The 26755-nt window shown below is 38.4% G+C and carries 28 protein-coding genes, 6 tRNA genes, 1 other RNA gene and 1 pseudogene; 28 read left to right on the plus strand and 8 right to left on the minus strand.

What is annotated here, in order from left to right; translation table 11 throughout:
* A complete protein-coding gene (locus VMY36_02940; protein ID HUV42843.1) occupies positions 1-354 on the minus strand; it encodes a hypothetical protein in 354 nt (117 codons plus the stop codon).
* An 820-nt stretch (positions 355-1174) separates the two neighbouring features.
* Here VMY36_02940 and VMY36_02945 point away from each other — a divergent pair.
* The 20 genes and pseudogenes from VMY36_02945 to VMY36_03040 all read left to right on the plus strand — a co-directional run bounded on the left by VMY36_02945 (position 1175) and on the right by VMY36_03040 (position 12042).
* Positions 1175-1285, plus strand: a pseudogene (locus VMY36_02945) (stage II sporulation protein D).
* Positions 1286-1330: 45 nt separating this feature from the next.
* Positions 1331-2134 carry a SpoIID/LytB domain-containing protein gene (locus tag VMY36_02950; protein ID HUV42844.1) on the plus strand — a complete coding sequence of 268 codons (804 nt, stop codon included), beginning with the start codon at positions 1331-1333 and terminating at the stop codon, positions 2132-2134.
* A 44-nt stretch (positions 2135-2178) separates the two neighbouring features.
* Complete coding sequence (locus VMY36_02955; GenBank protein ID HUV42845.1) at positions 2179-2850, plus strand: hypothetical protein; 672 nt, start codon at positions 2179-2181, stop codon at positions 2848-2850.
* Complete coding sequence (locus VMY36_02960) at positions 2847-3089, plus strand: DUF5657 family protein (protein HUV42846.1); 243 nt, start codon at positions 2847-2849, stop codon at positions 3087-3089. The genes VMY36_02955 and VMY36_02960 overlap by 4 nt, the downstream gene beginning before the upstream one ends.
* Positions 3090-3095: 6 nt before the next feature.
* Positions 3096-5024, plus strand: coding sequence for a hypothetical protein (locus VMY36_02965; protein HUV42847.1), 1929 nt, complete (start codon positions 3096-3098; stop codon positions 5022-5024).
* Position 5025: 1 nt separating this feature from the next.
* Positions 5026-5469, plus strand: a complete 444-nt coding sequence (gene smpB / locus VMY36_02970) for an SsrA-binding protein SmpB (GenBank protein HUV42848.1) — start codon at positions 5026-5028, stop codon at positions 5467-5469.
* Positions 5460-5829: a transfer-messenger RNA gene (ssrA, locus tag VMY36_02975) on the plus strand. The genes smpB and ssrA overlap by 10 nt, the downstream gene beginning before the upstream one ends.
* 41 nt (positions 5830-5870) lie before the next feature.
* Positions 5871-6041, plus strand: coding sequence for a hypothetical protein (locus VMY36_02980; GenBank protein ID HUV42849.1), 171 nt, complete (start codon positions 5871-5873; stop codon positions 6039-6041).
* 20 nt (positions 6042-6061) lie between these two features.
* Entirely contained in the window at positions 6062-6730 is a 669-nt protein-coding gene (locus tag VMY36_02985) for a ComF family protein (protein ID HUV42850.1), read from the plus strand.
* Between the two features lie 36 nt (positions 6731-6766).
* Positions 6767-6855, plus strand: a tRNA-Ser gene (locus tag VMY36_02990).
* Positions 6856-6942, plus strand: a tRNA-Ser gene (locus tag VMY36_02995).
* Between the two features lie 53 nt (positions 6943-6995).
* Positions 6996-7520, plus strand: a complete 525-nt coding sequence (locus tag VMY36_03000) for a hypothetical protein (protein ID HUV42851.1) — start codon at positions 6996-6998, stop codon at positions 7518-7520.
* A gap of 6 nt (positions 7521-7526) precedes the next feature.
* Positions 7527-7600: transfer RNA gene (locus VMY36_03005), tRNA-Arg, on the plus strand.
* A 5-nt stretch (positions 7601-7605) separates the two neighbouring features.
* Positions 7606-7692, plus strand: a tRNA-Ser gene (locus tag VMY36_03010).
* Between the two features lie 8 nt (positions 7693-7700).
* Positions 7701-7774: transfer RNA gene (locus tag VMY36_03015), tRNA-Arg, on the plus strand.
* 3 nt (positions 7775-7777) lie between these two features.
* Positions 7778-8254: an NUDIX domain-containing protein gene (locus VMY36_03020; protein HUV42852.1), complete on the plus strand. Its 477-nt coding sequence runs from the start codon at positions 7778-7780 to the stop codon at positions 8252-8254.
* A tRNA-Ser gene (locus tag VMY36_03025) sits at positions 8254-8340 on the plus strand. The genes VMY36_03020 and VMY36_03025 overlap by 1 nt, the downstream gene beginning before the upstream one ends.
* A gap of 44 nt (positions 8341-8384) precedes the next feature.
* Positions 8385-10187, plus strand: a complete 1803-nt coding sequence (gene dnaG, locus VMY36_03030) for a DNA primase (GenBank protein HUV42853.1) — start codon at positions 8385-8387, stop codon at positions 10185-10187.
* 28 nt (positions 10188-10215) lie between these two features.
* Positions 10216-11301: an RNA polymerase sigma factor RpoD gene (rpoD, locus tag VMY36_03035; protein HUV42854.1), complete on the plus strand. Its 1086-nt coding sequence runs from the start codon at positions 10216-10218 to the stop codon at positions 11299-11301.
* 54 nt (positions 11302-11355) lie between these two features.
* Positions 11356-12042 carry a hypothetical protein gene (locus VMY36_03040; GenBank protein HUV42855.1) on the plus strand — a complete coding sequence of 229 codons (687 nt, stop codon included), beginning with the start codon at positions 11356-11358 and terminating at the stop codon, positions 12040-12042.
* A gap of 289 nt (positions 12043-12331) precedes the next feature.
* On the opposite strand, the gene VMY36_03045 is transcribed toward VMY36_03040, so the two are convergent.
* The 5 genes from VMY36_03045 to VMY36_03065 all read right to left on the minus strand — a co-directional run bounded on the left by VMY36_03045 (position 12332) and on the right by VMY36_03065 (position 17700).
* Positions 12332-13891 carry a recombinase family protein gene (locus tag VMY36_03045; GenBank protein HUV42856.1) on the minus strand — a complete coding sequence of 520 codons (1560 nt, stop codon included), beginning with the start codon at positions 13889-13891 and terminating at the stop codon, positions 12332-12334.
* Between the two features lie 51 nt (positions 13892-13942).
* Positions 13943-14143, minus strand: coding sequence for a hypothetical protein (locus VMY36_03050; protein HUV42857.1), 201 nt, complete (start codon positions 14141-14143; stop codon positions 13943-13945).
* Positions 14144-14282: 139 nt separating this feature from the next.
* Entirely contained in the window at positions 14283-14906 is a 624-nt protein-coding gene (locus VMY36_03055; GenBank protein HUV42858.1) for a hypothetical protein, read from the minus strand.
* 172 nt (positions 14907-15078) lie between these two features.
* A complete protein-coding gene (locus tag VMY36_03060; GenBank protein ID HUV42859.1) occupies positions 15079-15864 on the minus strand; it encodes a hypothetical protein in 786 nt (261 codons plus the stop codon).
* A gap of 108 nt (positions 15865-15972) precedes the next feature.
* Positions 15973-17700, minus strand: coding sequence for a hypothetical protein (locus tag VMY36_03065; protein HUV42860.1), 1728 nt, complete (start codon positions 17698-17700; stop codon positions 15973-15975).
* 37 nt (positions 17701-17737) lie between these two features.
* Between VMY36_03065 and VMY36_03070 the strand changes: the two genes are divergently transcribed.
* Positions 17738-20593: a hypothetical protein gene (locus VMY36_03070; protein HUV42861.1), complete on the plus strand. Its 2856-nt coding sequence runs from the start codon at positions 17738-17740 to the stop codon at positions 20591-20593.
* Positions 20594-20658: 65 nt separating this feature from the next.
* Here the strand turns inward: VMY36_03070 and VMY36_03075 are convergent, their stop codons facing one another.
* Entirely contained in the window at positions 20659-20910 is a 252-nt protein-coding gene (locus VMY36_03075; GenBank protein HUV42862.1) for a hypothetical protein, read from the minus strand.
* A 203-nt stretch (positions 20911-21113) separates the two neighbouring features.
* On the opposite strand from VMY36_03075, the gene VMY36_03080 reads away from it, so the two are divergent.
* From VMY36_03080 to VMY36_03100, 5 genes are all read left to right on the plus strand, one after another.
* Positions 21114-22022 (plus strand): NAD(P)-dependent oxidoreductase, encoded by a 909-nt coding sequence (locus tag VMY36_03080; GenBank protein HUV42863.1) that lies wholly within the window; start codon positions 21114-21116, stop codon positions 22020-22022.
* Positions 22023-22188: 166 nt separating this feature from the next.
* On the plus strand, positions 22189-22848 hold the full coding sequence (locus tag VMY36_03085; protein ID HUV42864.1) for a hypothetical protein: 660 nt from the start codon (positions 22189-22191) through the stop codon (positions 22846-22848).
* 286 nt (positions 22849-23134) lie between these two features.
* Positions 23135-23596 carry a hypothetical protein gene (locus VMY36_03090; GenBank protein HUV42865.1) on the plus strand — a complete coding sequence of 154 codons (462 nt, stop codon included), beginning with the start codon at positions 23135-23137 and terminating at the stop codon, positions 23594-23596.
* Between the two features lie 58 nt (positions 23597-23654).
* On the plus strand, positions 23655-24050 hold the full coding sequence (locus tag VMY36_03095) for a TspO/MBR family protein (GenBank protein ID HUV42866.1): 396 nt from the start codon (positions 23655-23657) through the stop codon (positions 24048-24050).
* Between the two features lies 1 nt (position 24051).
* A complete protein-coding gene (locus tag VMY36_03100; protein HUV42867.1) occupies positions 24052-24444 on the plus strand; it encodes a DUF2177 family protein in 393 nt (130 codons plus the stop codon).
* Positions 24445-24450: 6 nt separating this feature from the next.
* On the opposite strand, the gene VMY36_03105 is transcribed toward VMY36_03100, so the two are convergent.
* Positions 24451-25224, minus strand: coding sequence for a DUF1295 domain-containing protein (locus tag VMY36_03105; protein ID HUV42868.1), 774 nt, complete (start codon positions 25222-25224; stop codon positions 24451-24453).
* 37 nt (positions 25225-25261) lie between these two features.
* Between VMY36_03105 and VMY36_03110 the strand changes: the two genes are divergently transcribed.
* Entirely contained in the window at positions 25262-25699 is a 438-nt protein-coding gene (locus VMY36_03110; protein HUV42869.1) for a pyrimidine dimer DNA glycosylase/endonuclease V, read from the plus strand.
* Between the two features lie 872 nt (positions 25700-26571).
* On the plus strand, positions 26572-26755 hold a 184-nt coding region (locus VMY36_03115), incomplete at its 3' end, for a hypothetical protein (protein ID HUV42870.1).

Raw genomic sequence — 26755 nt, forward strand, 5'->3', positions numbered from 1 at the left:
TTATTCAAATCCTGGGATAGCTAATATTTCCACTCCAATAATTCTTAAAATAAAAACAGCAAAAACAATTAGTAAGAGACCAGAGATCGCCGAAGTGATGAGCTCTTTACCTGATTGGACTTTTTCCGGATTACCTCCAGAAGTTAAGACCTGAAGCCCTCCAAAGATAATTAAGAGAGTAGCAATCCCACCGCCAATACCAATGGCGAAAGCTAGAATTCTACTAACGAAAGCTTGGGGACTTTCAACATTAATTGGCCCAATGGCGGTATTAATAATTGCTTCAGCTAGGGTTGGACTGGCGAGAATAAAAATTAAAGCAAACAATAAGACGGTCACAGCTAGTTTTTTCATCAGCTAAAGTTTAACATAATTCCTTTTCAAGAGGCAACCTAAGTTGAATTAGCCTCTATGATATACTTTTATCAGAATGAAAAAGGTAAAAGTTTTGATCAGTCTCTTAATGGCTTCTTCAATTTTAATTTTTCTTTTTTCTCATTCTTTTATTGTTCAGGCTGCTTGTCCGGAAAGTGATTATGATTGTCAATTTGAGGAAATTCAAAAAATCATTGATGCTCTCGCCCCAGCCCACGAACAAAACAAAACCGAATTAGCCAAACTTAAAACTCAATTAGCCGATCTTCAGAAAAGGCTTGATGCCATTACCTTGGGTTTGAAACAGCTTGAGAAGAGTATTCTTGAGAGGGAGGTTGATTTGGCTTTTCAGGAAAAAATTTTAGCGGCTAAGGTAAGAAGTTATTATATTCAAAGCCAAAAATCTTCTCCCTTTCTCTTGTTTTTGTCTTCGAATAATGCTCAAGAACTGGCTCGAGAATTAGCTTTCCGGCTTAAAGTTGTTAATCAAGACAGATTGACGATTGTTCAAATTTCGGCTGATTTGAAGAAACTTCAAGAGGATAAGATTACTTATGAGCGAAGTCAAGCGAGTTTAGCCCAAGCCCAAAAACAGGTTGATGATCGGGCCACTTTTTTAGAAGGAGAAGTCGAGAAGGTTGAGTCAGCCATTGCCTCTTTGACCGCTAAGCAACAACAAATATTAGCCCAAAAATTAGCCAGTTTAAATCTTCCCACCACCTTAGGTGCTGGGCCTTTGGTTTGTGTTGATGATCGAGATCGAGATCCTGGTTTTCGTCCCGCTTTTGCTTTTTTTACTTACGGGATTCCTCATCGAGTGGGGATGAATCAATACGGAGCTTACGGTCGGGCCAAGGCCGGTCAATCATACCAAGAGATTCTTAAAATTTATTACGAAGGGATTACGATTGAAAAGAAACCCAACGTTAGTCTCCAAGTTCAAGGTTATGGAGCGATGCCTTTAGAACAGTATTTATTAGGGATTTACGAGATGCCTGAAAGTTGGCCAATCGAAGCCCAAAAAGCTCAAGCGGTGGCGGCCCGGTCTTATGCCTTGGCCTATACTGACAATGGGTCTAAAGAAATTTGCACCAGTCAACAATGCCAAGTTTATAAGGGAGGCAATAAAGGCGGTAATTGGGAAGCAGCGGTCAAAGCAACAGAAGGCGAAGTTGCCGTTCATAGCGGTCAGGTGATTACTGCTTGGTATGCTTCAACCGCTGGTGGTTACACTTTTTTTTCTTCTGATGTCGGTTGGAGTCAGCGGCCTTGGACCAAAAGATTACGAGACACCAGTGGTGAAGTCAGTAGTTTTGCTGATCTTCAGGGTAAAGCCTATGATAAAGACTCACCTTGTTTTTATGCGGCTCAAGGTTGGCGGAAAGAGTATGCTAGTTCTGCCTGGTTAAAATCTGAAGAAGTGACTGATATTATCAATGTTCTGCTTTTAGCTAAAGCTGATCCTTCAAGTCAACAACACCTGGCCCAGGTGGATAAACCTAATCCTGATGGAGTGGATACTTGGGATGCTGGTCGAGTTAAACAAGAATTAAAGAGTCGAGGGATTACCCCTTTTGATAATGTCTCTAGTGTTTCTGTCGGTTGGGACAATGGTCTGGGAAGAACAACCTCTGTCAGTGTTTCTGGCAGTGCTGGTAATCAAACTTTTGATGGTCCGGAGTTCAAAAACTTTTTTAATCTTCGAGCGCCGGCTAATATCCAGATTGTTGGGCCGTTGTTTAATGTTGAGAAAAAGTAGTTATCTTGTTTCTCTTGGATCTGAAATGATAAAATACTAGAACAATGCCTGATATTTATATTGCTAAAGACAAAGAAAAAAAAGCTGCTGAAGAAACGTCTAAATCTAAAAAAGAAAAAACCGAGTCAGTTGCTGATAAACTTAAGAATCAAAGAACAACCAATCCTTTTGCTTCTTTAGTGATTCGGCCCCAAAAACTTACTTTTGAGACTCAAGATAAAGAAGAAAAGGTAATTCTTTTAGCTCGCCAGCACCTGATTACTAATATTAAATGGATTTTAGCCGCCGTGGCCATGCTTTTTGGGCCAAGCCTTATCTTTATGATTTTTCCTGATTTTTTTAGTTCTTTTCGATACCGATCGCTTTTGAATTTAGTTTGGTATTTATTAACTTTTTCTTTTGTTTTTCAACGCTTTCTCAGATGGTTTTTCAATGTTAGTATCATCACTGATGAGAGAGTGGTTGATATTGACTTTCCTAGTCTTCTTTATCGAGATATCTCCAGCACCAAAATTGATATGATTCAGGATGTCAGTGTTAAGATGGGTGGTTTTGTTCGTTCCCTTTTTAATTATGGTGATGTCCACATTCAAACAGCGGCTGAACAAAAAGAGTTTATCTTTGAAGCAATTTCCCAGCCTGAGAGAGTAATTAAGATTCTTAATGAGCTGATTACTGAAGAGGAACAGGAGAAAATAGAAGGGAGGGTACGATGACGCCTTTCGAAAGGTTGATTGAACAATTGGTAACCGTCAGTTTTAGTTTCCATTGGGTTTTTAAAGCGATTCTCTTAATCGGGATGTTTTTCTATTTGGCTTTTGGCGTGATTGTTGTTCGTCAGGTAAGCTTGATGGCCAAGACTCTCAACGGCGCTTTTGCCTCGCCAATTAAGGTGATTGCCTGGATTCAATTGGGACTGATTATTGGTTTATTTTTGATTATTCTTCTTGCTTAACGAGTAATGAAAAAATTTCTTCTCGAAACTGCCAAAATCGTCGGAACCACCACTGACCAAGCCTGGTCACAAGTTCACACTTTTTCTCCGACCGAAGAGAAAAAATTAGCCAGACGTGGTCAATTTTTAGCGGTCATCAGTCTCTCTGGATTGGAAGAAGGGATTGAAACTGTGACGGTTGGAAAAGAAATTCTTTCTCGTCTTCATGAAGAATATTATGGTCATTTAGAAGCAAAGGCAATTGACCAATTAAAAAAAGCCTTAGAACAAGTAACAAGAGAAACAGAAGGCGAAGTTCAAATAGAGATTGAAGCCGCGGTTTTAATAGGCGAAATAATCTATTTTGCGGTGGCCGGTGAGGGCAGGATTTTGGTTCAGCGAGAAGGGAAAACGGCGACGGTTTTATTGGGAAATAAAGGTGAAGTCGAAATAGCCAGTGGCCGGGTGGTTAAAGATGATGTTTTTCTTTTGGGTAATCCAAGATTTTTTTCTTTTCTCGCCGAAGGCGCTATTAGTGCCGCTCTATCAATGGGCTCGGTTAATGAGGCGGCTGAATCATTAACACCAATGGTTCATGGCCAGGAAAAAGACGGGATTGCAGCCGCCGTTATTTCAAAAATTATTGGTCCAAAAGAAGAAGAGGTGCCAACGACCACACCCTCAGATAAAGAACAGGAGAAGCCAGGCGAGTCTTCTTTTAAAGTCTCGGGTTTAAAAACAGGTTTAAAAGATAAATTGACTGATTGGTTAAAAGTCGGAGCAAAAATAGGACGAGGATTTCTTTTCAAGATTGAAAAAAAACTTAAGCGCCGGGCAATTTACTTAGAAAAAGAAAATAAAGAAAAGGAAAAAACCCGTCGAACTTTAATCACTATTGCTGCTATTTTACTTGTTTTGCTAATGGTCAGCATTGTCTTAGGGATCAGGCAGCGAGGCCGAGGTCAGACGAGCAGCGGTCAAAACGCTATTTTACAACAGGCTCAGATTAAGAAAGAAGAAGGCGAGGCTTTGATTGATCTTAATCCGATTAGAGCTCGCCAATTATTACTTGAAGCAAGAGATTTAATTGATGAGATTGAGCCTGAAGAAGCGAATCAGGCCGTCCTTGATTTTCGGGAAGAATTAGAAGCTTCCCTTTCTTTGGTGATGCGGGAGCATGAGGTCGAACCAAAAGCTTTCTTTGAATTAGGTATTATTAAGGATGGGGCGAAAGGGGATGATTTAGCGGTTTCAGGCAAGGAATTAATTCTTTTTGATCGCGGTAAACAGGCTATTTACAGCTTGGAGATAGACAGCAAAAAGTCGGCGATCCTAGCTGGTGGAGAGAACTTAGCCGATGGTCACCAAGTGGCCGCCTTTTTACCGAAAATTTTTCTTTTAACCGAGAGAGGGATTGTCCAATTTGATAAAGAGACTAAAAGAGAAGAATTGGTTATTGAGACTGATGAGGAATGGGGAGAAATTGTTGATTTAAGAGCCTTCGGCGGCAATCTTTATTTGCTTGATAAAAAAGGCGAGATTTGGAAATATCCGGGGATTGAAGGGGGTTTTGGGGCTTACCGGCGTTGGCTTCAAGGAAGCGAGGTCGATTTTAGTAATGCCGTGGGGATGAGTATTGACGCTTCGGTCTGGATTCTCAAAAGCAATGGTTCTGTTCTTAAATACACTCAGGGATTGAAGGATGGTTTTACGATTTCTGGCTTAGACAAGTCTTTTAGTAATCCGACCGCTATTTTTACTGACGATGACCAGGAGAATCTTTACATTCTTGATCAAGGTAATTCCCGAGTGGTAGTGATCAATAAATCTGGGGAATATTATTCTCAGTATCGTTGGGAAGGGATGAACCAGGTCACTAGTTTAATGGCCTCGGAAGAAGAGGGCAAGATTTTCCTTCTGGCGGGTGATAAGATTTATCAGATTGACCTAAAATAAAGTGAAAGTTATTAACCGTCGAGCTCGCTATGATTACTATCTTTTAGAGAAGTTTGAAGCAGGCATTGCCTTAACTGGCTCAGAGGTCAAATCAGTTAAGGCAAGCAAACTAAGCCTTAACGAAGGCTTTGTTAAGATAATTGGAGGCGAGGCTTGGTTACTTAATGCCTATATCAACCCTTATCCTTATGCCGATAATCGAGATTATGATTCCAAGCGTAACCGGAAGCTGCTTTTACATAAAAACGAGCTCCTAAAATTAAGCCAGCAAACTAAGGAAAAGAATTTGACGATTGTACCTGTTTCGTGCTATACTAAGGGTCGAAAAATCAAACTAGAGATTGCCTTAGCTAGAGGGAAAAAGAAGTATGATAAAAGAGAAACAAAGAAACGCAAGGCAATTGAAAGAGAAATTGAACAGACATTAAAAGATAAGGGGATGTAAGTCTCGACGGGAAGGGTTCTTTAAAAACAGCAAGCCGACCTGAAATAAGCCGTTAAAAGGTTTCAAAAAAAATATAACTGGCAACCCAAAAGTTGCTAATTATGCTTATGCTTACGCTTAAAAGCGCTTGGGCATAAGCCATTCATAGTTTTTTCTCCTGGTGAGAAACTATGGGTGACAACCCAGCCAGGATACAATTCAATTGGTTTGGCTAGACTGATTGAGCCAAGTTTAATTAGCCTTGGTTTTAACTTTCCGGTTGACAGGATCAGGTTAAGACGACAATTAAGAGTCAACTAAGCTTGTAGAAGTTTTTAGAAATTCTTTTCGGACGCCGGTTCACTCCGGCCATCTCCACCAGATCATCTTTAATTCTTAATAGACTTAAGAAATAGAAACTAATGAAAGAGGGGGGTCCCACCGCTGCCGAAATCATCGCAATTTATGACGAAGTCCGTGGTTACTTCCGGACTCCTCAGGCAATTAAAGGTATCTCTCCTGAGAAAGAAGAAAAACTTCCTACTAAACAAACTCCTGAACAAGTCCAAGATAAAACTTCTCCTAAGAAATAAACCCTGTTAAAATTAGTTTAATGCTGCTCGATCTCTTTTTTCCTCGTCGTTGTTTGGGTTGTGGTGCTTGGGGTAATTACTTTTGTCGAGATTGCCAGCAAGAGATTAAAACCATCAAACTCCAGATTTGCCCGATTTGTCAAAAACCAGCTCTTCAAGGTCAGACTCATCCAGTTTGTCAAACGCCTTACTCTCTTGATGGTTTAACTTCAATTTTCACTTTTGAAGGGGTGATTAAAGAAGCGATTGGCAAATTAAAGTATTGGTTAATTACGGATCTAATTGAGGAACTGGTGGCTCTTAGTGTTGATCAAATGCCTCGTAAATTAACCCGATCTTTAATTCTCGTTCCCATTCCCCTTCATCCGCGCCGCCAACGCTGGCGAGGTTTTAATCAAGCAGAGCTTTTAGCAAAGATTCTAGGTAAACAGTTTAATTGGCAGATCTCCACTGATTATCTAATCCGTTCTAAAGCCACTCAACCCCAAATTAAGTTAAAAAGCAAAGAAAGAAAAATAAATGTTCAAAAAGCTTTTAAACTTAATCCCAAAGCTAGAGCTAAAGTGAGAAACAAAAAATTGATTGTTTTTGATGATGTTTGGACGACTGGTTCCACTCTACGTCAGGCTGCACAGGTTTTAAAAAGAGCCCAGGCTCAAGAGGTTTGGGGTTTGACCTTAGCTAGGTGAAAAAAGGCTAGTTTTTTGCTAAAATAGGAACCATTAGGAAGGATGCCAGAGTGGTTAAATGGGACGGTTTGCTAAACCGTTGGTCTGAAAGGACCGCGTGGGTTCGAATCCCACTCCTTCCGCCAGGTGGGGTGCCGGAGCGGCTAAACGGCCCGGTCTTGAAAACCGTGGAGAAAGCAATTTCTACGTGGGTTCGAATCCCACCCCCACCGCCTCTCCCATCATTAACAAAAATTTGCTATCATAGAAATAAGGAAAACTAATTATGCCTGCTCAAAACAATCAACCAGAAATAAAACCACGTACTTTAAAAACTTTGTTAGCCTGGAAAGCACCAGAACGACATTTTAAAAAGCGAACGCGGGAATATTTTACAACCATTGGCGCGATTATCTTTTTAATTGGTGTTATTCTCCTTTTCCTCCAAGAATGGCTTTTGATTGTCGTGATGGTGGCTTTGGTTTTTGTGGCCTACATTCTTTCGACAGTAGCGCCGCGGGAAGTAGAACATCAAATTACTAATCGATGGATTGTGACCGGTGGGAGGAGATATTATTGGGAACAATTAGGCCGTTTTTGGTTTACTGAAAAGCAGGGCCAAGAAGCTTTGATGGTCGAAACATTTTTTGGTTTACCCGGCCGTTTAATCTTGCTCTTAGGCGAGGTTAAGAAAGATCAGGTTAAGAAAATTCTCTCTGAATACCTCCCCTTTGAGGAACCAGAAAAAACCTGGATCGATAATGCTAGCGATTGGATCTCGCGGCGGGTTCCTTTAGAGTCGTCTTCTTAAGAATCAGCGCCCGTAGCTCAATTGGACAGAGCATCTCGTTGCGGACGAGAAGGTTGTGAGTTCGAGTCTCACTGGGCGCACTTGTGGTGGGATGCCGGAGTGGTCTAACGGGCTGGTTTCGAAAACCAAGCGTTCTGTAAAGGACACGGGGGTTCGAATCCCTCTCCCACCGCTTTGCAGGCGCTCGTAGTTCAATTGGATAGAACGTCGGATTCCGGATCCGAAAGTTGGGGGTTCGAATCCCTTCGGGCGCACCGATGACCAAGAAAAAACCAGTTAAAAGGGAATTTTCCGCTGGTGGGGTGGTTTTCAAAAAAGAAAAGAAAAAAACTCTTTGGCTAATCATTCAACCTGAAATTAAGGATGAACTTTGGCGTCAAGACAGATGGCAGCTGCCTAAAGGTTGGATTGATGAGGGTGAAACTGGTTCTCAGGCGGCTTTAAGAGAAGTTAAGGAAGAAGGCGGTGTTGAAGTTGAGGTAATTGAAAAAATCGGTCGGATTAATATTTTCTTTTACAACGAAGAAAAGCAGAAGGTCCTTAAAAACATTGTTTTTTTCTTAATGGAATACCAAAAGGGAAGCATCAGAAATCATTCTTGGGAAACAAAAGAAGCGATTTGGTTGCCTTTTCAAAAGGCTTCCAAGAGATTAACTTTTGATTCAGAGAAGAAAATTTTAAAAAAAGCCAAAGAACTTTTAGAAGCAAAAGAGAAACAACCGAAACTGATTTAGGAGAGGTGGCAGAGTGGTCAAATGCGCACGCTTGGAAAGCGTGTATGGCGGCAACGTCATCGTGGGTTCGAATCCCACTCTCTCCGCTAGTCTGCGGAAATAATGCGGTAAATATGCAGGAAATAATTTTATGCCAGATGATCAATTAGAAGAAATTCGGCGAAAAATCGATATCATTGAACTGATTAATGAATACACGCCTTTAAAGAAAACCGGCCGTAATTTCAAGGCGCTTTGTCCTTTTCATTCAGAAAAAATTCCTTCTTTTGTCGTTTCGCCAGAAAGACAGATTTTTAAATGTTTTGGCTGTGGGGCTGGTGGCGATATCTTTAGATTTTTAATGCTGACTGAAAACATGGAGTTTGGTGAGGCCCTGCGGACTTTGGCGAAACGAGCCGGGGTTAAATTACGTCATTACCAACCTTCAGAAGGGGAAAAACAGAAACAACTTTTTTATGAAATTAATCATTTAGCCAGTGAATATTATCATTATCTTTTAACCAAACATGCGGCCGGTCGGAAAGCTTTGAACTACATTTTGGGTCGGGGAATTACCCGCGAGTCTTTGGCTCGTTTTAAGATTGGCTATTCGCCTAATTTATGGGAAGCCCTTCAGGATTTTTTGGTTAAAAAGAAAAATTATCGAGGTGAAGATTTGGAAAAAGCCGGCTTGGTGATTAAGAGTCAAAGGGGTCGGGGTTTTTATGATCGTTTTCGGGGGAGATTGATGTTCACTTTACGAGATCATCGGAATAATGTGGTTGGTTTTGCCGGTCGAACCTTGGATCCTAAGCAAGAAGAAGCCAAATACATTAACACTCCAGAGACCTTGGTCTATCATAAATCAGACTTGCTTTATGGTTTAGTCGAGACCAAAGAAGCCATTAAAAAAGAGGATGAAGCCATTGTGGTTGAAGGCGAACTTGATGCCGTTTCTTCTTTACAGGCAGGGGTGGAAAATGTCGTCGCCCTTAAAGGCACGGCTTTAACCCAAGGTCAGATAGATTTAATTAGTCGGTTTACCGAGAATCTTATTTTAGCCTTGGACCGAGACTTGGCGGGTGATCAGGCGGCTCGTCGGGGGATTGAATTAGCGGATGCTGCTAATCTAGCCATTAGAGTGGTCGAATTAGAAGGGGGTAAAGATCCTGATGAAGTCGCTCAAAAGAACCCAAGTCAGTGGCGTCAATTAGTTAAACAAGCCGTCCCTATTTATGATTACTTTATTGATTCGGCTTTGAATCGGTTTGATGGTCGAACTGCAGACGGGAAGCGAAAAATCAGCCTGGAGTTAATTCCGGTTTTAGCCAAAATTAGCAACAAGGTGGTTCAGGCTCATTACGTCCGTTTGTTGGCGGAGCGATTCAGAGTTGATGAAGAAGCGGTGGTGGCGGAAATGGCGAAATTTATTGATAAAGAAAGCGCTAAAGCACCTTTAGAGAGAACTGATTACAAGAAAGAGGAAAAGCTAAGTCGTCAGGAAATTTTGGAAGAACATTTATTAGCCCTGGCGTTTCAATCAGGCAACTGGCCGCTCTTAAGAAAAAGAAAGATTCAGGCCTTGATCAAAACGTCTCACTTTCAGAAGATTGTTGAGGTTTTAGGTAAGTATCTAAAGCGCTATAAAACTTTTGAGAGCCAGCGCTTGGCCAAGCTGTTGCCCGCCGAATTAAAAGAAACCTTTGACAAACTTTATTTACTGGAAATGGTCGATTTGCTGGAGAACGAAGAAAAGCTGGAGAAAGAAATTGAAAAAACAAAAAAAGAATTAGAAAAGCTTGATTCAAGAGGAAGATTAAGAGAAATCGGTCAAGAAATCAGCGGTTCAGAAAGAAAAGAAAAACCTAATCAGACAGAAAAAAAGAAATTAAACAAACTCCACGAACAGTTTCGAGATTTATCTGGAGAATTAGCTAAACTTGAAGCCGAGTGAAAATTGTAATAATCTAGAAGCAAGAAAAATGGCCAAAAAGAGAGTTGATACCAAAAAAATCATTGAAAAAGGAGGAAAGCAGGGTTTCATTACCCAAGAAGAAATCCTCAAGCTTTTTCCTGATGCCGAAGAAAGGGTCGAAGAATTAGACGAACTCTACGCTAATTTATTGGCTGAAGGGGTTGATGTTTTTGAATCCGTTACTGAAGAAGAGATGGCTGAAGATGAAAAAGCGACCACGGAATTAGCTAAAGAACTAGAGGTTCTAGCGACCCTGGAAGACAAAACCCTAACCGATCCGGTCCGAATGTACCTTAAAGAAATAGGGAGAATACCTCTTTTAACGGCGGAGCAAGAAATTGACCTTGCTCAAGGAGTGGAGAAAGGCAGTCGGGCGGCTAAAAAGAAATTGATTCAATCCAACTTAAGACTGGTGGTTTCGATTGCCAAAAAGTATGTAGGTAGAGGGATGAGCTTCCTTGATCTTATTCAAGAAGGTAATCAAGGTTTGATGAGAGCGGTAGAAAAATATGATTGGCGGCGAGGCTATAAATTCTCCACTTACGCCACCTGGTGGATTAGACAGGCGATTACCCGAGCGATTGCTGACCAAGCCAGAACCATTAGAATTCCGGTTCATATGGTCGAAACGATTAACAAACTGATTCGAACCTCAAGAAAACTAGCTCAACAATTAGGCCGAGAACCAATGGCTGAGGAAATTGGTAAAGAAATGGAACTCGAGCCAGATCGAGTCAGAGAGATTTTTAAGATTGCCCAAAACACCACTTCCTTAGAAAAACCAGTCGGTGATGAAGAAGATTCTCTTTTAGGTGATTTTATCGAAGACACCTCTCAACCTTCACCAGTGGACCAAGCTTCAAAACAGCTCTTAAAAGAAAACATTGAAGAAGTTTTAGAAAGCCTTTCGGACAGAGAAGCCAGAGTCTTGAAAATGAGATTTGGTTTAGATGGTTATCAACCAATGACCTTAGAAGAAGTAGGCAGAGAATTTGGGGTGACCAGAGAAAGAATTAGACAAATTGAAGCCAAAGCCCTAAGAAAACTCAAACACCCTTCAAGAAGAAAAAAACTTCAGGATTATCTTGAGTAAGAGCGATAGTTACTCAACTTGATTTACTTTGTTCGATATGCTAAAAATGGATTAATGGGGTATGCAGGTAAGTTAGAAGAAAAAAGACAAGCTCTTGAACTTCGCCAAAAAGGCATTTCTTATGGTGAAATCCAAAAAAAAGTTCCAGTTTCTAAAGACACACTCAGTCGTTGGTGTCGAGATGTAATCCTGGTTCCCTCTCAGATGGAGAGATTGAAAAAGAGAAGACTAAGAGGAGCAGAGAAGGGAAGAATAATTGGTGCAAAAAAACAACAACGGGATCGAATTAAAAGAACCAAAAGATTAATAAAGGAAGGCAAAAGAGAAGTTGGAAAATTGGCCAAGAGAGATAGATTTACGGCTGGAATAGCCCTTTATTTGGGTGACGGGTACAAATCAGATAAAAGCATTGGTTTTTCAAATTCTAATCCTCAAATAATTTCTTTTATGATGAGATGGTTTCGGGAGTTTTGCCAAGTTCCTGAAGAAAAATTTCGTGGACAAATTTGGATTCATGAAGGTTTGGATGAATTGAAAGCAAGAAGATATTGGTCGAAAATTACCAGTATTCCAATAGGTCAGTTTCAAAAAAGTTATATTGCTAAGAATAAAAAAGAAAGCAGAAAAGTTAGGAAAAAATTACACGATTATGGTGTATTTGCAATTAGAATCTCTAGTGCGGAGAGACAGAGAAAAATTCTTGGTTGGATAGCTGGTATTTTAGGCAAGGAATTAGTATAATATCGTTGTATTTTGACAATCCGCGGTAGCTCAATGGTAGAGCGACTGCCTGTCAATTTGGCAGCTTTTCGCTGAAAGGCGAATTGAAAAACCGGGTGAATTCAGGGAAACCTAAATCTTTTTGATATGGTAATCCTGAGCCAAGTCCGCCCAGGCGGAAAGGTGCAGAGACTAGGTGAGTACACCTTAAAGCGCCCGGCACCTAAAGCTTAAAGCTACGGTGATGAGATAGTCCACACCTTTTGGAAACAAAGGGATTTGTGTAAGCAGTTGGTTGTAGGTTCGAATCCTACCCGCGGAGCCAGTTGGAACTTAATATACCAAGTTTAGCCTCATTCAAAACTTGGAGTGCCGGAGTGTATTCGACCTCCATTATTTTCTTATCTTGTACCCATATCTTTTGGAAGAAAAAGTGTAAATAAGCACGCTTGTGATCAATGTCCGAATCCTCATAGGTTTGAACAATATTTCGAGTTAGTTTAAGTACTTCATTTATGATCGAAGTATCAATGGTATTGGTCTTATCCTGTTCCACAAGTTCTTTCTGAATGACTAGAGCTTCTGCATCTAGTTGAGTATTATATTTTTGGAGTTGTTCGACAGGAAGTTTGTTATCAAAGTAGTCTTTTTCAATCTTTATTCTTTTTTGGTCAACTGCATCCCTTTTGTTATATAGAGCTTTTTTAGCGCGCTGAATACGATCAATACTTTCGTCATAAACACGAGTGATATTGGTTTCTACTGCTTGGATGAATTCATCAGTAAAGGCTAGCTTATCGACCTCTTGTTTTACTTGGTCCTCAAGATTAGTGAGTAATACATATCTTGAAGGGCAACCACCACGCTTACCAGTTTGAGAGCAGTGATACATTCCAATCTTTCCATTACCAGTTTTATATTTTTCGTGATAATGCCACTCTGCAACATAACGTCTGCCACAGTCTTTGCAAAAGACAACGCCCCGAAGAAGAAAGTTGTGTTTTCTCTTGCGAAGACCATAATCGCCTTTTTCTGAGAGTATCTTTTGAACTAAATCAAAAGTCTGCTTATCAACTAGAGGTTCGTGTTTCCCCATACCTTCATGTCCTCCGTGTTTCATCCAACCCCAATAAAATGAATTCTTAAGCATATTGCCAACAATAGAGTATTGAATCGGTTTCCCTTTTCTACCTGTTACTCCATTTTTGTGGAGGTACTGGCGAATATCATAAATTGCATAGTCACGAGTTGCATACAATTTATAAGCCTGTCGAACAAAAGGAGCTATAGCAGGATCAGGAATGACAATCTTTTTGTCGTAAGAGCCTTCAGGATTTTTATTGACAACATTTAAGTAACCCAATGGCGCCCACGAAGGATAATATCCTGCTTTAAACTTTTCAGAAGCTGTTTGTTTGACCTTGTAGCTAGTCATACGAGGAAAGAAAGCGTTCATTACCGCCATCATTTCATTCATGGTTCTACTTACTGGATCACCATTAATTACTCCTGAAAGAGGAACGATTTTAACTCCACATTTTTCTAGTTCGCTAACAATGAAACAGTATTCGAAAGTGTCACGAGAGAGTCGGGATATGTCTTGCACAACAAGATACGCAATATCTTTTTTGTAACATCTACTTAGTAATGCTTGGAAGCTTGGTCTGTTTAAAGTAGTACCTGAAATCCCATTATCAACGTAGCAATCCTCAGCTAGGTACCCACCTAACTCTTGAATCTTCTCTAGTGCCTTTATTTGTTGGGTTTCAATACTAAGATTATCTACCTGATCCATTGTGGACACTCTAGCGTAGATGATGCATTTTGGTTTACTTCCGTGATCGCTATTTATATCTTGTTTTAACTGCATATGTTTTACTTACTTCTAAGTGAAATGCCCTATATCTATATGATCAAGCATTTACTCACTAAAGGCACTCCGTAAGGGCTTTCTGATTCGTTCTTCCTGTACTTGATCAATTAACAACTGACACCATTGTTGGGCAAGACTATCAATGTCGATACGGGGGGTAGTATCTTTAGAAAAAGGCAACGGGCAAGATAACTGTGTCGCTTTAGTGGGCTTGTTAACCCTTCCTTTTATCCCTCTTTTTGATTTCATAAGGGCAGGTGTACTACTTTTTTCATTTCTATTAACTTTTTTATTAGAGTCTTGAAACTCAAGGCTATTGACTCTTGAAATAGTGTTGTTTTCTAATTTTGTAGTCATAGGTTTATAGTCAATAAATCAATACAATCTTTTAGTTTTCTGAGCTAATAATTAAATGTTTCTGATATTCATTCCAATCACCATCAAAAAACACATCGACAATATTTTTCTCTTGTTCATTATTTTCGATTGCTACCTTTTCAGTTACGTTTTCATCAATCCACCTCATATCATCAGGAGTCAAACCTTCATAATGACCTTCTTTATAAATCTTTTGATATTCGGAGTCGCTTCTAACATCTTGTTGAATAAGAACCATCCTATTAGAACCAATAGGAAAAGAACCTAACTCACCCTTAAAGGAACCTAAAGCTTTAGAGGGTATATTCAAGGCCAAATCCGTTACTTTTTTAGGAATTATTTTCGCTTTTTCAGGATAAAAACAGACATTTTGAAGAATATTATCGAGAGTTTGAGAAAGTTTTTCCGATTTAGCAAAGTCAGCCGCTCTGCCTCCAAATGAAACACCGTATCGTTCAGGGAATTTTATTTTGAAAACTGATCTTTTCTTATCAACTATTTCAATGAAGCTTTTATTAAGAAGTCCATTACGCCAATCATTAACAGTTTCAATACCTTTATTGAAATATTCTGCTACGACTTCGGGATAAGCGATGAATTGACCATAGTTATCGTGTTTATGGTCAAAATCCATTGAGTCTAGGTAGTATTCAAACAATAGAAATTCTTGAGAGGTTAAGATTCTCTTTTGCAGGAGAATCCATCTGTTTCTGTGTGTTACTCGATAACCATTTAACTTCATGAGAACATTCTCTCTAAAAGCAAATGGGAGTTTTATACCGATTCAGAAGCCTGTAAATTGCAGGTTAGCGAGTGAGAAGATTGGAATATGTTTTTACTGCCTTGAGAACATCAAGATCAGTGGTCAATTCGTTCTCGTATTTTTTGACGTATTCATCGGCTATTTGTTGATATGTTTTTCCTTTTATCCTCTCCCAGTACCATTCACGGTATTTTCGAGTGTTAGGAGTAACATCAACTCTTGGTCTATAGTATGACAATCGCTTATCAGTTTTCATCAGTTCTTTTGCTTTGCGGAATTCTTCTTTTACTTCCTCATAAGTGGATGTTGGGGACACAAATATTGCAACTCGTTCAAATGTTTCCCATGCCCCCATTTCACCGAAATTAACCACTTTTGCTTCCGTGGGTTTAAAGTGTTTGTCATCAACTGCACCGCAGAATATTGCTTGTTCGATAGCTTCGACAAAATAGGTTGGCCTGTTAAATTCAAAGCAGATAAAGTTACATTCAGCATCTAGCATTATTGGTATATCGTTTTTGATACTAATAAGTTCGTAGAAATTAGGAAATGACTCCTCAAGTTCGCCGATTTTAGAATACTTAGCCAAGTTAACCTCAACAGCTTCTTGAAAATGTGTGTCGAACAGATGTGAATCAAATTCTTCGTCAAAATCATTAACAGAGAATAAGTTGGGAACAAAATATGTCCTTCTTAGGTCAGGAAGTAAATCAATGAAGGCAGGCTTGTCGAACAGGAAAGCAAGCTCTTGATAGTAAACGTCGTTGTTTGTTCTTATGTCGATTTTGAAGTCTTGAAGATAGGCTTTGTCGTTCTTTCTAATTTTCATAATTGTCTGTTTCTATTCTACTAAAAAGAGTCATCGGTTACGATGACTCTTATAAAAATTACGAAAGATTAAAAGAGAGTGGATTATTTATTTCACAAATAGTATTGATTAGTTACTAGTGTGTTGTGGGGCTCTTTTTAATAGATTGAGTAGTTCTCCTTTTTGAATTTGAGCTACTTGTTCGGGCATAAGAGTAAACGAAAATTTAGGATTATCTGATTCGGCTGCTAAAATAGCCGTACCGATTCTTGTATCATCAATATAAATACTCACAAAATAAATTCCTGGTTTTGGTATTTTAAAAATCATATCACCATCTACGGGACTGATGACAAAACTGGAAGAAGAAACAACTGTGGCTGTGTCAACAAGAAATGACTCTCTTGTTGAAGCATTAACTAGCCTAATTTCAAGATGATGCGTTCCTATTGGTAGCCTAAAAGCACTTGCAATATGTGCTCTGAGCGGAAGTGGATAGTTTTTCCAGTACGACACCATAAATTGATTTTCAAACTTTAGATAGGATTCTTCGTATATGGACTTTTCACAGATAGTAAAGTAAACCAGTTCAGCTTTGCCAGACTTTTCAATCACTTCGTCTACGCATTTCCTTAAATGATCCATCATTATTTCTTGTTGTTTTTTCATAAACACATCTTTTTTATCAGGGGAGGGAACATCTTCTTTAACATGACCAAAATACATTGCACGCCTTCCTATTAATTGTTTGTCAATATAACATTCCAATATTGCTGGACCAGGTTTTTCTACGGATAAGTAAATCTTGGAAACAGTATCAATTTCTTCTGGTAAATACTCAATGTGAACATCTTGACTATATACTTCTTTTTCTTCGAAATTTTTCAATACGAATCTTAGCTTATGATCACCAGCAGAACCCCAAAGACCAACTGCCGCAATTAACTCAACCGAAAAAGGGAATTTATGCGAAGCAATATTCGTTAGTGGATTAAAAAATTCAATAGTTCCTGGACTAATTTTAATTCCGGTGCAAGTTAAAAAATAAGTTAGGTGCCATTTAACAGCTGATTCTCCAGGAGGCATTTCAAAATCATGAAACTGTAACCTTTTTGCAGGTTCAGTGATTAATTTTATTGGCTCAACTAGTTGAGTGGTTATATTTTTAGTTAAATCGTGTTGCGTCCAAACACCCTTTTCCATTTCAATGCTTTTAGAGTTAGGTTCTTTATCTGGGTCAATGTCAACAAATCCATACCACAAGGGTCTTATCCCATCTGATTCGATTAAGATTGTCTGGAATAATCCCCCAACGGTATCTATTCCCTGTCTTCCTAACTCACTTCCTAGATTAATGTAGAGCAAATCAGCCTTTTGTTTTAAAGATTGATTAGGTTTTTCAAATAGGTTTGCGTTTTTTCGAAGATAACCAGCAACGATATTACCTGAACCAATAACTGTAAATCCTTCATTGACTTTTTGGGGAGCAAAGGATGGAAACTCAAAAGAAGATACTTCAATTTTGCCTGAATTATTAATTGTTCCAAGGATAAAAGCTAAGGGCTCTTTTATTTTTTTATAATAGAATTTTGCTATCCTACATAGCTCTGATACCATTACGTTAGGAATATTTAACTTTGATTTTTTCTTTAGCGTTCCTCTTAGGCTATTTATCACTAACGCTGCTGTTTTAACATCACCAGCGTATCCAATTACCATTCTATTTCCTAAAGGCAATATTTTTTGTAATTTATCCTCAAGAATGTTAGCGTTGATTCTTTTATCCACCCAAGTCGCTCGGCTATCAGAAATCATCACTGTTCCTTCTTTGAATTTGTAGGCTAAAACCATTGTCATAACTCTCTTTTTCCTCCTCTTGTATTATATCCGAACTATGAGTTTATATACCCGAATAAATTTATTACAATACAAAAAGAAAACTAAAGAAAATTCAACCTTTGTCGTTGTGTTATTTCCCCATTTTTGGTTTAATATAAACCATATGAGCAACATGGGAGAACCATTATCAGGAGCAACACCACTTGAAGCAATAAAACCGCCAGTTGTTGCCACTTCTCCAGAAAATCAACCCATTAACCCACTTGCTGAACAATACCAATCTAAAGCACAAGAACTAAAGATTAAACCTGTGCAGAGTGGTGAGTGGATTGCAACTGATGGCGTTGAATATATTCAATGGGGTGATGAGAAACATCAGTTTGCTTCCAATACAGATGAACAAACTTTCCCAACCAGATTAAATCAAGTCGGAACCTATGATTCTAATAATGGCACGCTTGCTTTTGTTGATGAAAAAGGCGTAATGCATGCAGGACACTCAACGGATGCAAATTTTCAAGCATTAGAACAGGCAGGATATAGACGTGGTGGTATTTGGGTTCCATTCTCCAACGGAGAAGTGCCAGCAGATCCAGAATTAAGAAAGCAATATATAGAACTTAGGGAAAAGGGGAGAGAAATAAATAAAAAAGCAAATATTGAACGACACCTTCATGTTTATAGTGAAACCGCTGAGAGAAAAGGAATAAAACCTGTTGAGGGGGGTCTGTTTATGATGGTTGATGGTATTGAATACAGACATTGGGGAAACGAAACAGGGACAATAGACACCAATACAGACGGTTATAACATGGCTATTCGAAGAGTTGAACAAGTGGGAACTTTCGATGGTAATAACGGAAGAATGGCTTTTGTGGATGGACAAGGAAGAATGTGGGCTGGTGCAGCTACTAGCGAAAACTATGAAGCAATAAATAAAGCTGGTTATACAAGGGGTGGTATCTGGGTTCCCTTCTCTAATGGAGAAATGCCAACCGATAGAGCAACTTACGAACAACTAAGGGATGTTTTAACTGGAAAACACGCAGAACAATTAAAAGCCGAAAGGGATGCTAGGGTTGAAGAAATAATTGAAGGAAGAAAAGTTTTATTTGGTGATACTGCGATATTGCCAGATAGGAACGAACTATTTGTCAAAGTTGCAGATAGAGCAGAGCGACAATACATAAACGAAGCTGAATTAGTTAAGGAAAAGTTACAACCCAGAACTGAAAAAGATAACGCTGGTTTTGAACGAAGTATATATACAATTAACGGTGTTACCTTTTCTTTTAAAGGTCGAGAAGAATTACCAACTTATCAAACATTAACAAGTTCAAGAACTACGCTATTGGGAGAGGCTCCGAATTGGGTTGAAGTAGAAGATTATCAAAAATATCAAGAACAATTAAGACAAACTCAAACCCAAGAAGGTGCTACACAACATTTTGTAACAAATAAAACGCTTCTAGGTGTTGTTGAATTAGCAATAACATTAGGAAGTAAAGATAGTTCACTAACACAACTTCGTGGGGAATTATATAAAGGAGTTTATAGCCAAAGAGCATTGACACTATTAGATGCTTTAGTTGATTCTAATTATGGTGATTCGATCAGATATGGTGGTAAACCAGAAAGCCAAGCTGAAGCGGTGGTTTTATTATCTTTACTTGGTGATATTCAAGCACAAACTGCTGTTGCTGAAAATGTTGAGTCGCAAAGAGAATACGAGACAAGCAAACAAGCTCATCGTGAGCGAAGAAAAATTGACAATGAACCATTAAAACCACAGGAATTGTGTGCCGTACATGCTACAAGGTATAAGCCAGAAGCTACAGAAGATGGGGATTTTTTAATTCCTACTACTTTTGATGCAACTAAAGGAAAGGTATTGCGAAATACAGTTCACACAGCGTTAAATCACAAAGTTGCAGGTCATATGTATGGTTCTTGGGGCGATGCGGGATATGTGGTTATTTCGCCATTTGAGAAAATGATGGAAGCAAATGGAGTTCCAGCAGTTTTGAATACCGTTGATACCTATTGGGCAACTAACCCTGGCGAACCATTAGTTTTTGCTAACGGAACTCTTGTGGCTCCTGGTGGTAATGAAGTTCAAGGATTGTATCAGCAAGAAGGAAATGTTGTAAAGTTTAAATCGTCTGGTTTAGATAGACAGGATTTAATAAATCTAACTGCCTATTCTAGGCAAAATGGTTATCAAGATAGTTTTTCAAGAAGTATAGACGAAGCATTAAGCGGAGCGTTACATCCTTATGGTTCTGCTATGGAATTAGCAGATCAGTGGGATTTTAGTACTACCCAACTAGCTCTAAATCAATTCCTTTACCATGCAGATAATAGTTATGGTCATCAACCTGCACTTCTAAATTTGTTGACAGTAGAAATTGAGGGTCAACCGGAATCAAATATCGAAACCAGACTCAAAAATTTAATTGAGCAGTCAGGGGCAATATCGGGATTAAAGCCAGAAGTTACTGATAAAGATAGTGCTGTTACTACATTTGCAAAAACTCTCGCTGATAGAATTAGGTCAACAATGTTTTCTGAATTGAATGAGTTAACGGTTAGGGAGGCAATTAGACAGAGGGGATTTGCAGTTCAACCTGGAGGAATGTGGGCTTGGGGTGATAGTTGGACGGTAACTGCAGAAACAGGTGCTTTAGGAGAAGAATTAGGAGTGCCTGTTGGAGCGCATACCAACATGGTAGACCATACGTTAACAGAAAGATTTTCTGGAGCGATTAGTCAAGCCACAGAGGGAGAACGTGGTAATGGGAAATTTAATTGGACAAAATATAATGCAAACTATGATGATTTAGTAAAGGACTTGGACCCAAAAACTCGCAGAGTTCTTTATGCTTCAGGACTTTTGACCGCTAGAGGATAACTATAGAAAAGAAAAAAGACCAATGATTAGTCGGTCTTCTTTCGAATATACCTTTTCCAAATTTCTCACTTTTTGGAAACTGCTTCTTTTTTAATTTTAACCTCTTTAATTTCGTTATTCACCGTTGTTGTTTCTTGAACCTGTTTTGCTTCTAGTTTCTTTGCTTTGCGTCTTGCTAAATATTCCTTGTGTTTGGCACGACCTTTTTCACTTTGTTGGTAGCGAAGCCTTGCCTCTTTCCCTTTTGAACTTTGAGCGTATTTTTTTTGGGCTTGTGTCCAACCTTTCTGTTTTTTGTTTTTAGTCGTTTCTTCCATGTTTTCGTCACCTCCTTACTTGGTCTAAATGTGTTAATATAATAATTATCAAACACCCTATAAAAGGGTTCACGGGGTAAGACTAGGTAAGACGGGGGCAATTCTTCAAGGTTTAGTAAAAGTTCGTAGTGTTTCCTGAAAATTAGGACAATAAAAGAAAATTATGAAAATATCTTTTTATTGTTATTAATTAAGGAGGCATTATGAAAAATATTTCAATATTATTTCCCAAATCGGAGTTTACGTCCGATCAACTGCAAAAATTAGGTTTCGCAGGACAAGTTTCTTTTATAGAAAGTGGTAGTGAGAGTTCACTAAAAGATTTAATTAAGCTCTCAAAAGATGCCGACATACTTGCGTTTAGCCCAGATAAAATTGGCAAGTGTGCTTCAGAATGGTTGCTCAAAATACTTGAAGCCTCACCGAAAGTAAAAGGGTTAGCTTTAAATACAACCCATGCTAACTATGTTGATATGGGTTATTGCAACGAAAGACGCATAAGAGTTTTTACAATTCTTGATGACTCTGCTGAGGCAATCGCCGAGCATGTCATATTACTTATCTTAGGCTGTGCTAAAAGATTGTTTATTAATGATCGAAGAACTTACAGGCGAAAGTACCAACCAGAACTAGGATTTGAAATCAGAGGTAAAAGCCTAGGCGTTATCGGTTCAAATTTGGAGGCGCAAAGGGTTGTGTCGCTAGCAAAAGCAATAGGAATGACAGTATATGCGACAGAACGCCTTGAGGGAGCAATTAGGAAACCATCCGTGCTTCAATCAGACATTATTACAATTCATTTACCTGATACAGAAGAAAATAAAAAGTATTTGTCTAAAGAAAAAATTGCACTACTAAAAGATGGGGCGATTGTCATAAATCTTTCGAGCAGGGATATAGTCGATGAAAAAGCTATGGCGGAAGCATTAAAGAAAAGACTGGTTGACCAATATGCTTTTGAGGCGGAAAGCATGAAGAAATCACCGCTTGGGGAAAGTGAATTTGCTCTAATGTTTAAGCCATTTTGTAAATTCACAAAAGAATCACTTAGGAGAAACAGGAGTCTGTGGGTCATAAATATTTCTAACTTGGCTGGGAAACCGACTTCCTAACCGAGTATATGCGATAGAAATCAATTGTGAGCCATTCTTATAAGAGGTGAAACAATGCGATACCTAAAACAGGTATCTTTCATTCGTTTAGCCTCAAACGCTTGTTTAATCGCATTGTACGAGGTTATCGCTATGGTAATTAGCCTGAAAGTATTAAAATATAGCTATGGACATGTTTATTAAATGGCTATCAGAAAATTACGGGTGGGTTGTAAGCCTACTGATACAAGGCTTTATCGCATATCATGTTTTCTTTCTTTCTCAGAAGTTATCAAGTAAGGCTAGATTAGAACATAAAGAATCGATAAAGCGTAAGGCAGATGAGTTGTTGTCAGAAGTACGAAGGAAAAAACTAAATAGTGAGGTTTATTTAGTAAACATTAATAGATATTTCAAAGACTACCCATCAAACACAGAAAAAAGATTTGAAGGATATTCCCATATCAGAGCTGAAATAAAATCAACAAGATTTGATGGAATTGAGTTTTTTGCTGAACCACCCGTAGAAGTGTATAAAAAATCAAACGGAAGCCTATCTTTCAAGGGGACTAAGAAAGAAAAAGTATTTAATGCTTATCCCGTTGGGGTTGTTCCTTATGAGTGGATTGAACATGTTGATATAAGTGGGGATGAATACGCTTATGTTCCATTATTCTATTGTTACTACAAAGGCAAAACAAACTGGAAGTTTTGGAAACGCTTCTTATTCTTTGGCTACCCCTATAAAAAGATGCTCTACTATAAATTGAGTGATGTGTATGACGAAAGAAATGATCCTAGCGAAATGAAGTACTCGTATATCGATCAACCTATTGGGAAATTCTAACTAACCGCCAGGCAAGGTTTCACTTTTTCTATTTCCTCTCTGATTTGAGCTACAAGCCTAAAGTCAGAGAAAGCCTTGATAATACAAGATAATTGCGTGGTTATATTAGAGGTGCGATCCTCGAGCCAGTTGGAACTTAATATACCCAAGTGCTTGTTAATACTTCAATAAAAACAAGCCTTAAATCGCCTCTAATAAAATCCCTTAGTTGTAAGGAAAAGTTGAAGCTAAACTTATAATTTTCTTTTGCTTGAGGTAAAATATAGGAAAGTGATATATTAGCGGTATGAACAAAAATCTTTGGAACAAACAGACATTTTTGACTCTTGCCGGTATGTTGGCATTATTTGCCGGACTTGCCGCCTTTTTTTATTATGAAGGCCTTGCGGGCAGGCCAATATACCTATTTGCAATAATAGCAGTGGCTGTTATCGTCGCTGCCGTTGCCGCGGTTTATTTGTACCTGTTGTCAAAGGGTAAAATCCAGCAAACAGGTCCGGATTACCGTTCTCTTTTTTTCTTGGGCCTTATGTTTTTTATCTTCGGCTCGCCAGAAAACCCTGCCTTTTATGCTATTGGCCTTGTGTTTGTTATTGCCGCTTTGGTCAACAGAAAGAAATGGAAAAAACAGCCCAAGCTAAGCGAATTATCCCCAGCTCAAAGAAAATTCAGAATTGCCCTGATGATAGCTTTGGGGTTTTTGGTATTGGCTGGTTTTGTGGCTTGGTGGTGGTTCGATAAAATGTAAGTGTTGAAAATAAGTGCAAGACTAAATTTTCAATATTTGTTATTATGAACTTAACAATATGCAAAGCAGTGAATGGTATCAGCAATTAATTAGACCGTCGTGGTCTCCACCGTCTTGGCTTTTTGGTCCGGTTTGGACTTTTCTATATATTTTAATCGCTGTTTCCTTTTTTAAAGTATTTCAACTAACTTTTCAAAAAAAAGCCGCGTTTATTGTCGCACTCCCGTTTATTCTTAATCTCATCTTTAACTTTGCATTTACTCCCTTACAATTTGGATTAAGAAACAACTTTCTAGCTGCAATTGACATCCTCCTTGTTTTGGGCACTCTTGTTTGGGCAATGATTGCCATTTATCCTCATGCAAAATGGATTACTTTTATTCAAATTCCATATTTATTGTGGGTTAGTTTTGCGACTGTTTTGCAGTTAACAATTACTTATTTAAATCGTTAAGATGTTTATAAAAACTTATTTAATCACCCTGCCGGTATTTTTGGCAATCGACTTGGTTTGGCTGAGCCTAATCGCCAGGAAATTTTACGCCCAATACCTAGGTTATTTGATGAAGACAAATGTCAATTTTGCGGCAGCTGGCCTATTTTATTTGCTGTTTGTGGTTGGTTTGGTGATTTTCTCGGTTCTACCGGCACTAGAGAAAAATTCTTGGATTCAGGCTCTTTTTTTGGGAGCTTTACTCGGACTTGTCTCCTATGCCACCTATGATTTAACGAATTTAGCTACAATCAAAGACTGGCCGTTGTTGGTTACGATTGTAGACATAGTATGGGGAACAGTTTTGGGGGCCTCAGTTTCTCTGATTAGCTATTTTATTGCCACAAAAATATAGAAGAAATTATCCTTTTTGAGGTAGGGGGATTAAAATACTAGTTTTCTTTTTATAATTCTGATACTTCTTGTTATCAGCAAATTTTTTGTCATATCTTTTTTCGAGTGGGGGAATGCCACTAACGAATAAGAGTATGAAGGTGATAAAAAATGGGCCAATGATGGTTAACCATGACATTCCCCGGATGAAGGGTAGAACGAAAATAAATATTCCCCACCAACAAAGCATTTCCCCAAAATAATTAGGATGTCTTGAGTATTTCCACAAGCCCGTTTGAATCCACAGATTTTTATTCTTTGGCTTGTTTTTGAAGCTGAACTTTTGCCAATCAGAAATTGTTTCAATTATTAAGCCCAGAGCCCAAATTGCAACTCCTAAAATCATAATAAAATTTATTGTTTTATGTTCGGTGATACTTAATAAATAAATTGATGGCAGCATGATTGCCCAGACGACTAGGCCTTGGAAGAGCCAAAACTTTAAAAATTGGAGTGGTTTTTCTCTGATATTGTCAAAACGACTATCCTTTTTAATTTTTAAGATTCTAATTAGGAGGTAAGAAATAAGTCTTATACCCCAAAAAATAACCATTACCGTTAGTAATATCTGGTAAAAATAGAATGTCTGGTTTTTAAGAAGGAATAGAAAAGCAAGTATAATAAAGGTCAGACCGTAGGTAAAATCAGTAAACTTGTCTGTTTTAAAAGAACTGGCTAAAACAAAAAATATGAGATTTATTCCTAGGCTGACAAGTAAAGCTAGAAGGTAAATATTTATCATCATGTCTTTATTATAAGTAAAATAAAGAATTATTGATATGCGATTATGGAGCCTACATCCTAAGTATTTTGATACAAAAGGTTTAGTTGCGGTCTGGCGAGAAAGTTTGCTGGCAAAAAAGGCTTTACAGGGTAAAACAAAAGGTTATACCAAGCACCCACAACTTATCCGCTTCAAAAATCACCCTTCTCCTTTAGAAGCTATTGATTGTTATTTATCTCACATATTCTTTGAGGCCAAAAAAAGAGGCTATAACTTTGAGAGAAGGAAAATTGGTAGGGTTTCTAGAAATATTAAGAAAATAAAAGTAACTTCAGGCCAAGTCGATTATGAGCTTAATCATTTAAAAAACAAGCTAAGGAAAAGAGGCTCTACCTTATGCAATAAAACAGTTAAAACTAAAAAGATTAAAGTTCACCCGTTATTTACAATCGTCATCGGTGACATTGAACCCTGGGAAAGACAAAAGCCCTGAAATGACTATTTTAGGAAGTTAAAGCTAGGCAAGGCTTCACTTTGGCAATCTCTTCCCTCAATTCCTGTACAAACCTGAAATCTTCAAAAACCTTGATAATATGGGAAAAACTCTTGGTTATATTAAGGTTTCGCCCTTCGAGCTAGCCTCAGAAAGCTCCATTTATTGGATTTTTTTGGTCTGATATAATAAAAACATATGAATACAGATTTAACTCCTGAGGAGAAAGGATTAGTAGAATACTCAAAAAAGCAGTTGTTAAATACAACAAAATCCGTCACGCAAATGGTGGTATAGACACTCTTTATGCTTTCGTTTTATCAGATAGAGGTAACATCCACGATGGTGCGTGTTACGAGCCCAACATCGCTCAAGCCACTGTTTGTGGGGAACGAAGTGCTATTGCTAATATGGTTTTGCAGGAGTCATATAAAGCTAAAATTAAAAGTATTGTAATAGCAGACCCAGTCCCAGAAGTTCAGGAACGCGGGACACCGCCTTGTGGGACTTGTAGACATCTTATTTGGTCTCACGGAACACCAGAAACGACAGTTATCCTTATGCAATATATTCCAGGTAAAGACGGTTGGACTTTCCCGAAGTTAGAGAAATATACGATAAAGGACTTTTACCCGCTTCCCTATGAGCCGAAGGAAAGACTTTGGGACAATTGGCAACCCAAGTAGCCAGAGGTTTATGTCAATACGAATGCTGGTTTGCTTTGGTTAATTCCGAAATTTTCAAACATAATTTTGATGTCATTTAGGGTAATATCAAACTCAATATTTCTGTTGCAGAATAAGTCCTTTAGGGGGAGCCAGGAATAGAAAAGCCCAATTTAATGGGCTTTTCTGATTTGGTAAAATAGGAGTATGGGAAAGGAAAATGATATTTTAGGCAAGATTCTAGTTTATTCCTATACTTTAACTTGGATAAACGCTGGTAGTTTATATACATCAGCTTTGGTTAATTACATATTGGAAAATGTTCCATTAAGTTTTTTATTGAGTTTTTTGGCCCTTAATTTTATTGAGAAAAGTTTAGGTTCTTATATAA

The organism is Patescibacteria group bacterium (assembly GCA_035529375.1).
Taxonomy (GTDB): domain Bacteria; phylum Patescibacteriota; class Microgenomatia; order PFEM01; family JAHIFH01; genus DATKWU01.

Coding starts and splice junctions, on each gene's coding strand:
- VMY36_02965 (HUV42847.1), top strand. CDS start 3,096: ATGAAAAAATTTCTTCTCGAAACTGCCAAAATCGTCGGAACCACCACT.
- VMY36_03095 (HUV42866.1), top strand. CDS start 23,655: ATGCAAAGCAGTGAATGGTATCAGCAATTAATTAGACCGTCGTGGTCT.
- VMY36_03085 (HUV42864.1), top strand. CDS start 22,189: ATGGACATGTTTATTAAATGGCTATCAGAAAATTACGGGTGGGTTGTA.
- VMY36_03060 (HUV42859.1), bottom strand. CDS start 15,864: ATGAAAATTAGAAAGAACGACAAAGCCTATCTTCAAGACTTCAAAATC.
- VMY36_03055 (HUV42858.1), bottom strand. CDS start 14,906: ATGGATTTTGACCATAAACACGATAACTATGGTCAATTCATCGCTTAT.
- VMY36_03045 (HUV42856.1), bottom strand. CDS start 13,891: ATGCAGTTAAAACAAGATATAAATAGCGATCACGGAAGTAAACCAAAA.
- VMY36_03105 (HUV42868.1), bottom strand. CDS start 25,224: ATGATAAATATTTACCTTCTAGCTTTACTTGTCAGCCTAGGAATAAAT.
- VMY36_03110 (HUV42869.1), top strand. CDS start 25,262: ATGCGATTATGGAGCCTACATCCTAAGTATTTTGATACAAAAGGTTTA.
- VMY36_02960 (HUV42846.1), top strand. CDS start 2,847: ATGACGCCTTTCGAAAGGTTGATTGAACAATTGGTAACCGTCAGTTTT.
- rpoD (HUV42854.1), top strand. CDS start 10,216: ATGGCCAAAAAGAGAGTTGATACCAAAAAAATCATTGAAAAAGGAGGA.
- VMY36_03050 (HUV42857.1), bottom strand. CDS start 14,143: ATGAAATCAAAAAGAGGGATAAAAGGAAGGGTTAACAAGCCCACTAAA.
- VMY36_02955 (HUV42845.1), top strand. CDS start 2,179: ATGCCTGATATTTATATTGCTAAAGACAAAGAAAAAAAAGCTGCTGAA.
- VMY36_03020 (HUV42852.1), top strand. CDS start 7,778: ATGACCAAGAAAAAACCAGTTAAAAGGGAATTTTCCGCTGGTGGGGTG.
- VMY36_03080 (HUV42863.1), top strand. CDS start 21,114: ATGAAAAATATTTCAATATTATTTCCCAAATCGGAGTTTACGTCCGAT.
- VMY36_03100 (HUV42867.1), top strand. CDS start 24,052: ATGTTTATAAAAACTTATTTAATCACCCTGCCGGTATTTTTGGCAATC.
- VMY36_02985 (HUV42850.1), top strand. CDS start 6,062: ATGCTGCTCGATCTCTTTTTTCCTCGTCGTTGTTTGGGTTGTGGTGCT.
- VMY36_03065 (HUV42860.1), bottom strand. CDS start 17,700: ATGACAATGGTTTTAGCCTACAAATTCAAAGAAGGAACAGTGATGATT.
- VMY36_03075 (HUV42862.1), bottom strand. CDS start 20,910: ATGGAAGAAACGACTAAAAACAAAAAACAGAAAGGTTGGACACAAGCC.
- VMY36_02940 (HUV42843.1), bottom strand. CDS start 354: ATGAAAAAACTAGCTGTGACCGTCTTATTGTTTGCTTTAATTTTTATT.
- VMY36_03070 (HUV42861.1), top strand. CDS start 17,738: ATGAGTTTATATACCCGAATAAATTTATTACAATACAAAAAGAAAACT.
- VMY36_02980 (HUV42849.1), top strand. CDS start 5,871: ATGAAAGAGGGGGGTCCCACCGCTGCCGAAATCATCGCAATTTATGAC.
- VMY36_03090 (HUV42865.1), top strand. CDS start 23,135: ATGAACAAAAATCTTTGGAACAAACAGACATTTTTGACTCTTGCCGGT.
- dnaG (HUV42853.1), top strand. CDS start 8,385: ATGCCAGATGATCAATTAGAAGAAATTCGGCGAAAAATCGATATCATT.
- VMY36_02950 (HUV42844.1), top strand. CDS start 1,331: ATGCCTTTAGAACAGTATTTATTAGGGATTTACGAGATGCCTGAAAGT.
- VMY36_03000 (HUV42851.1), top strand. CDS start 6,996: ATGCCTGCTCAAAACAATCAACCAGAAATAAAACCACGTACTTTAAAA.
- VMY36_03040 (HUV42855.1), top strand. CDS start 11,356: ATGGGGTATGCAGGTAAGTTAGAAGAAAAAAGACAAGCTCTTGAACTT.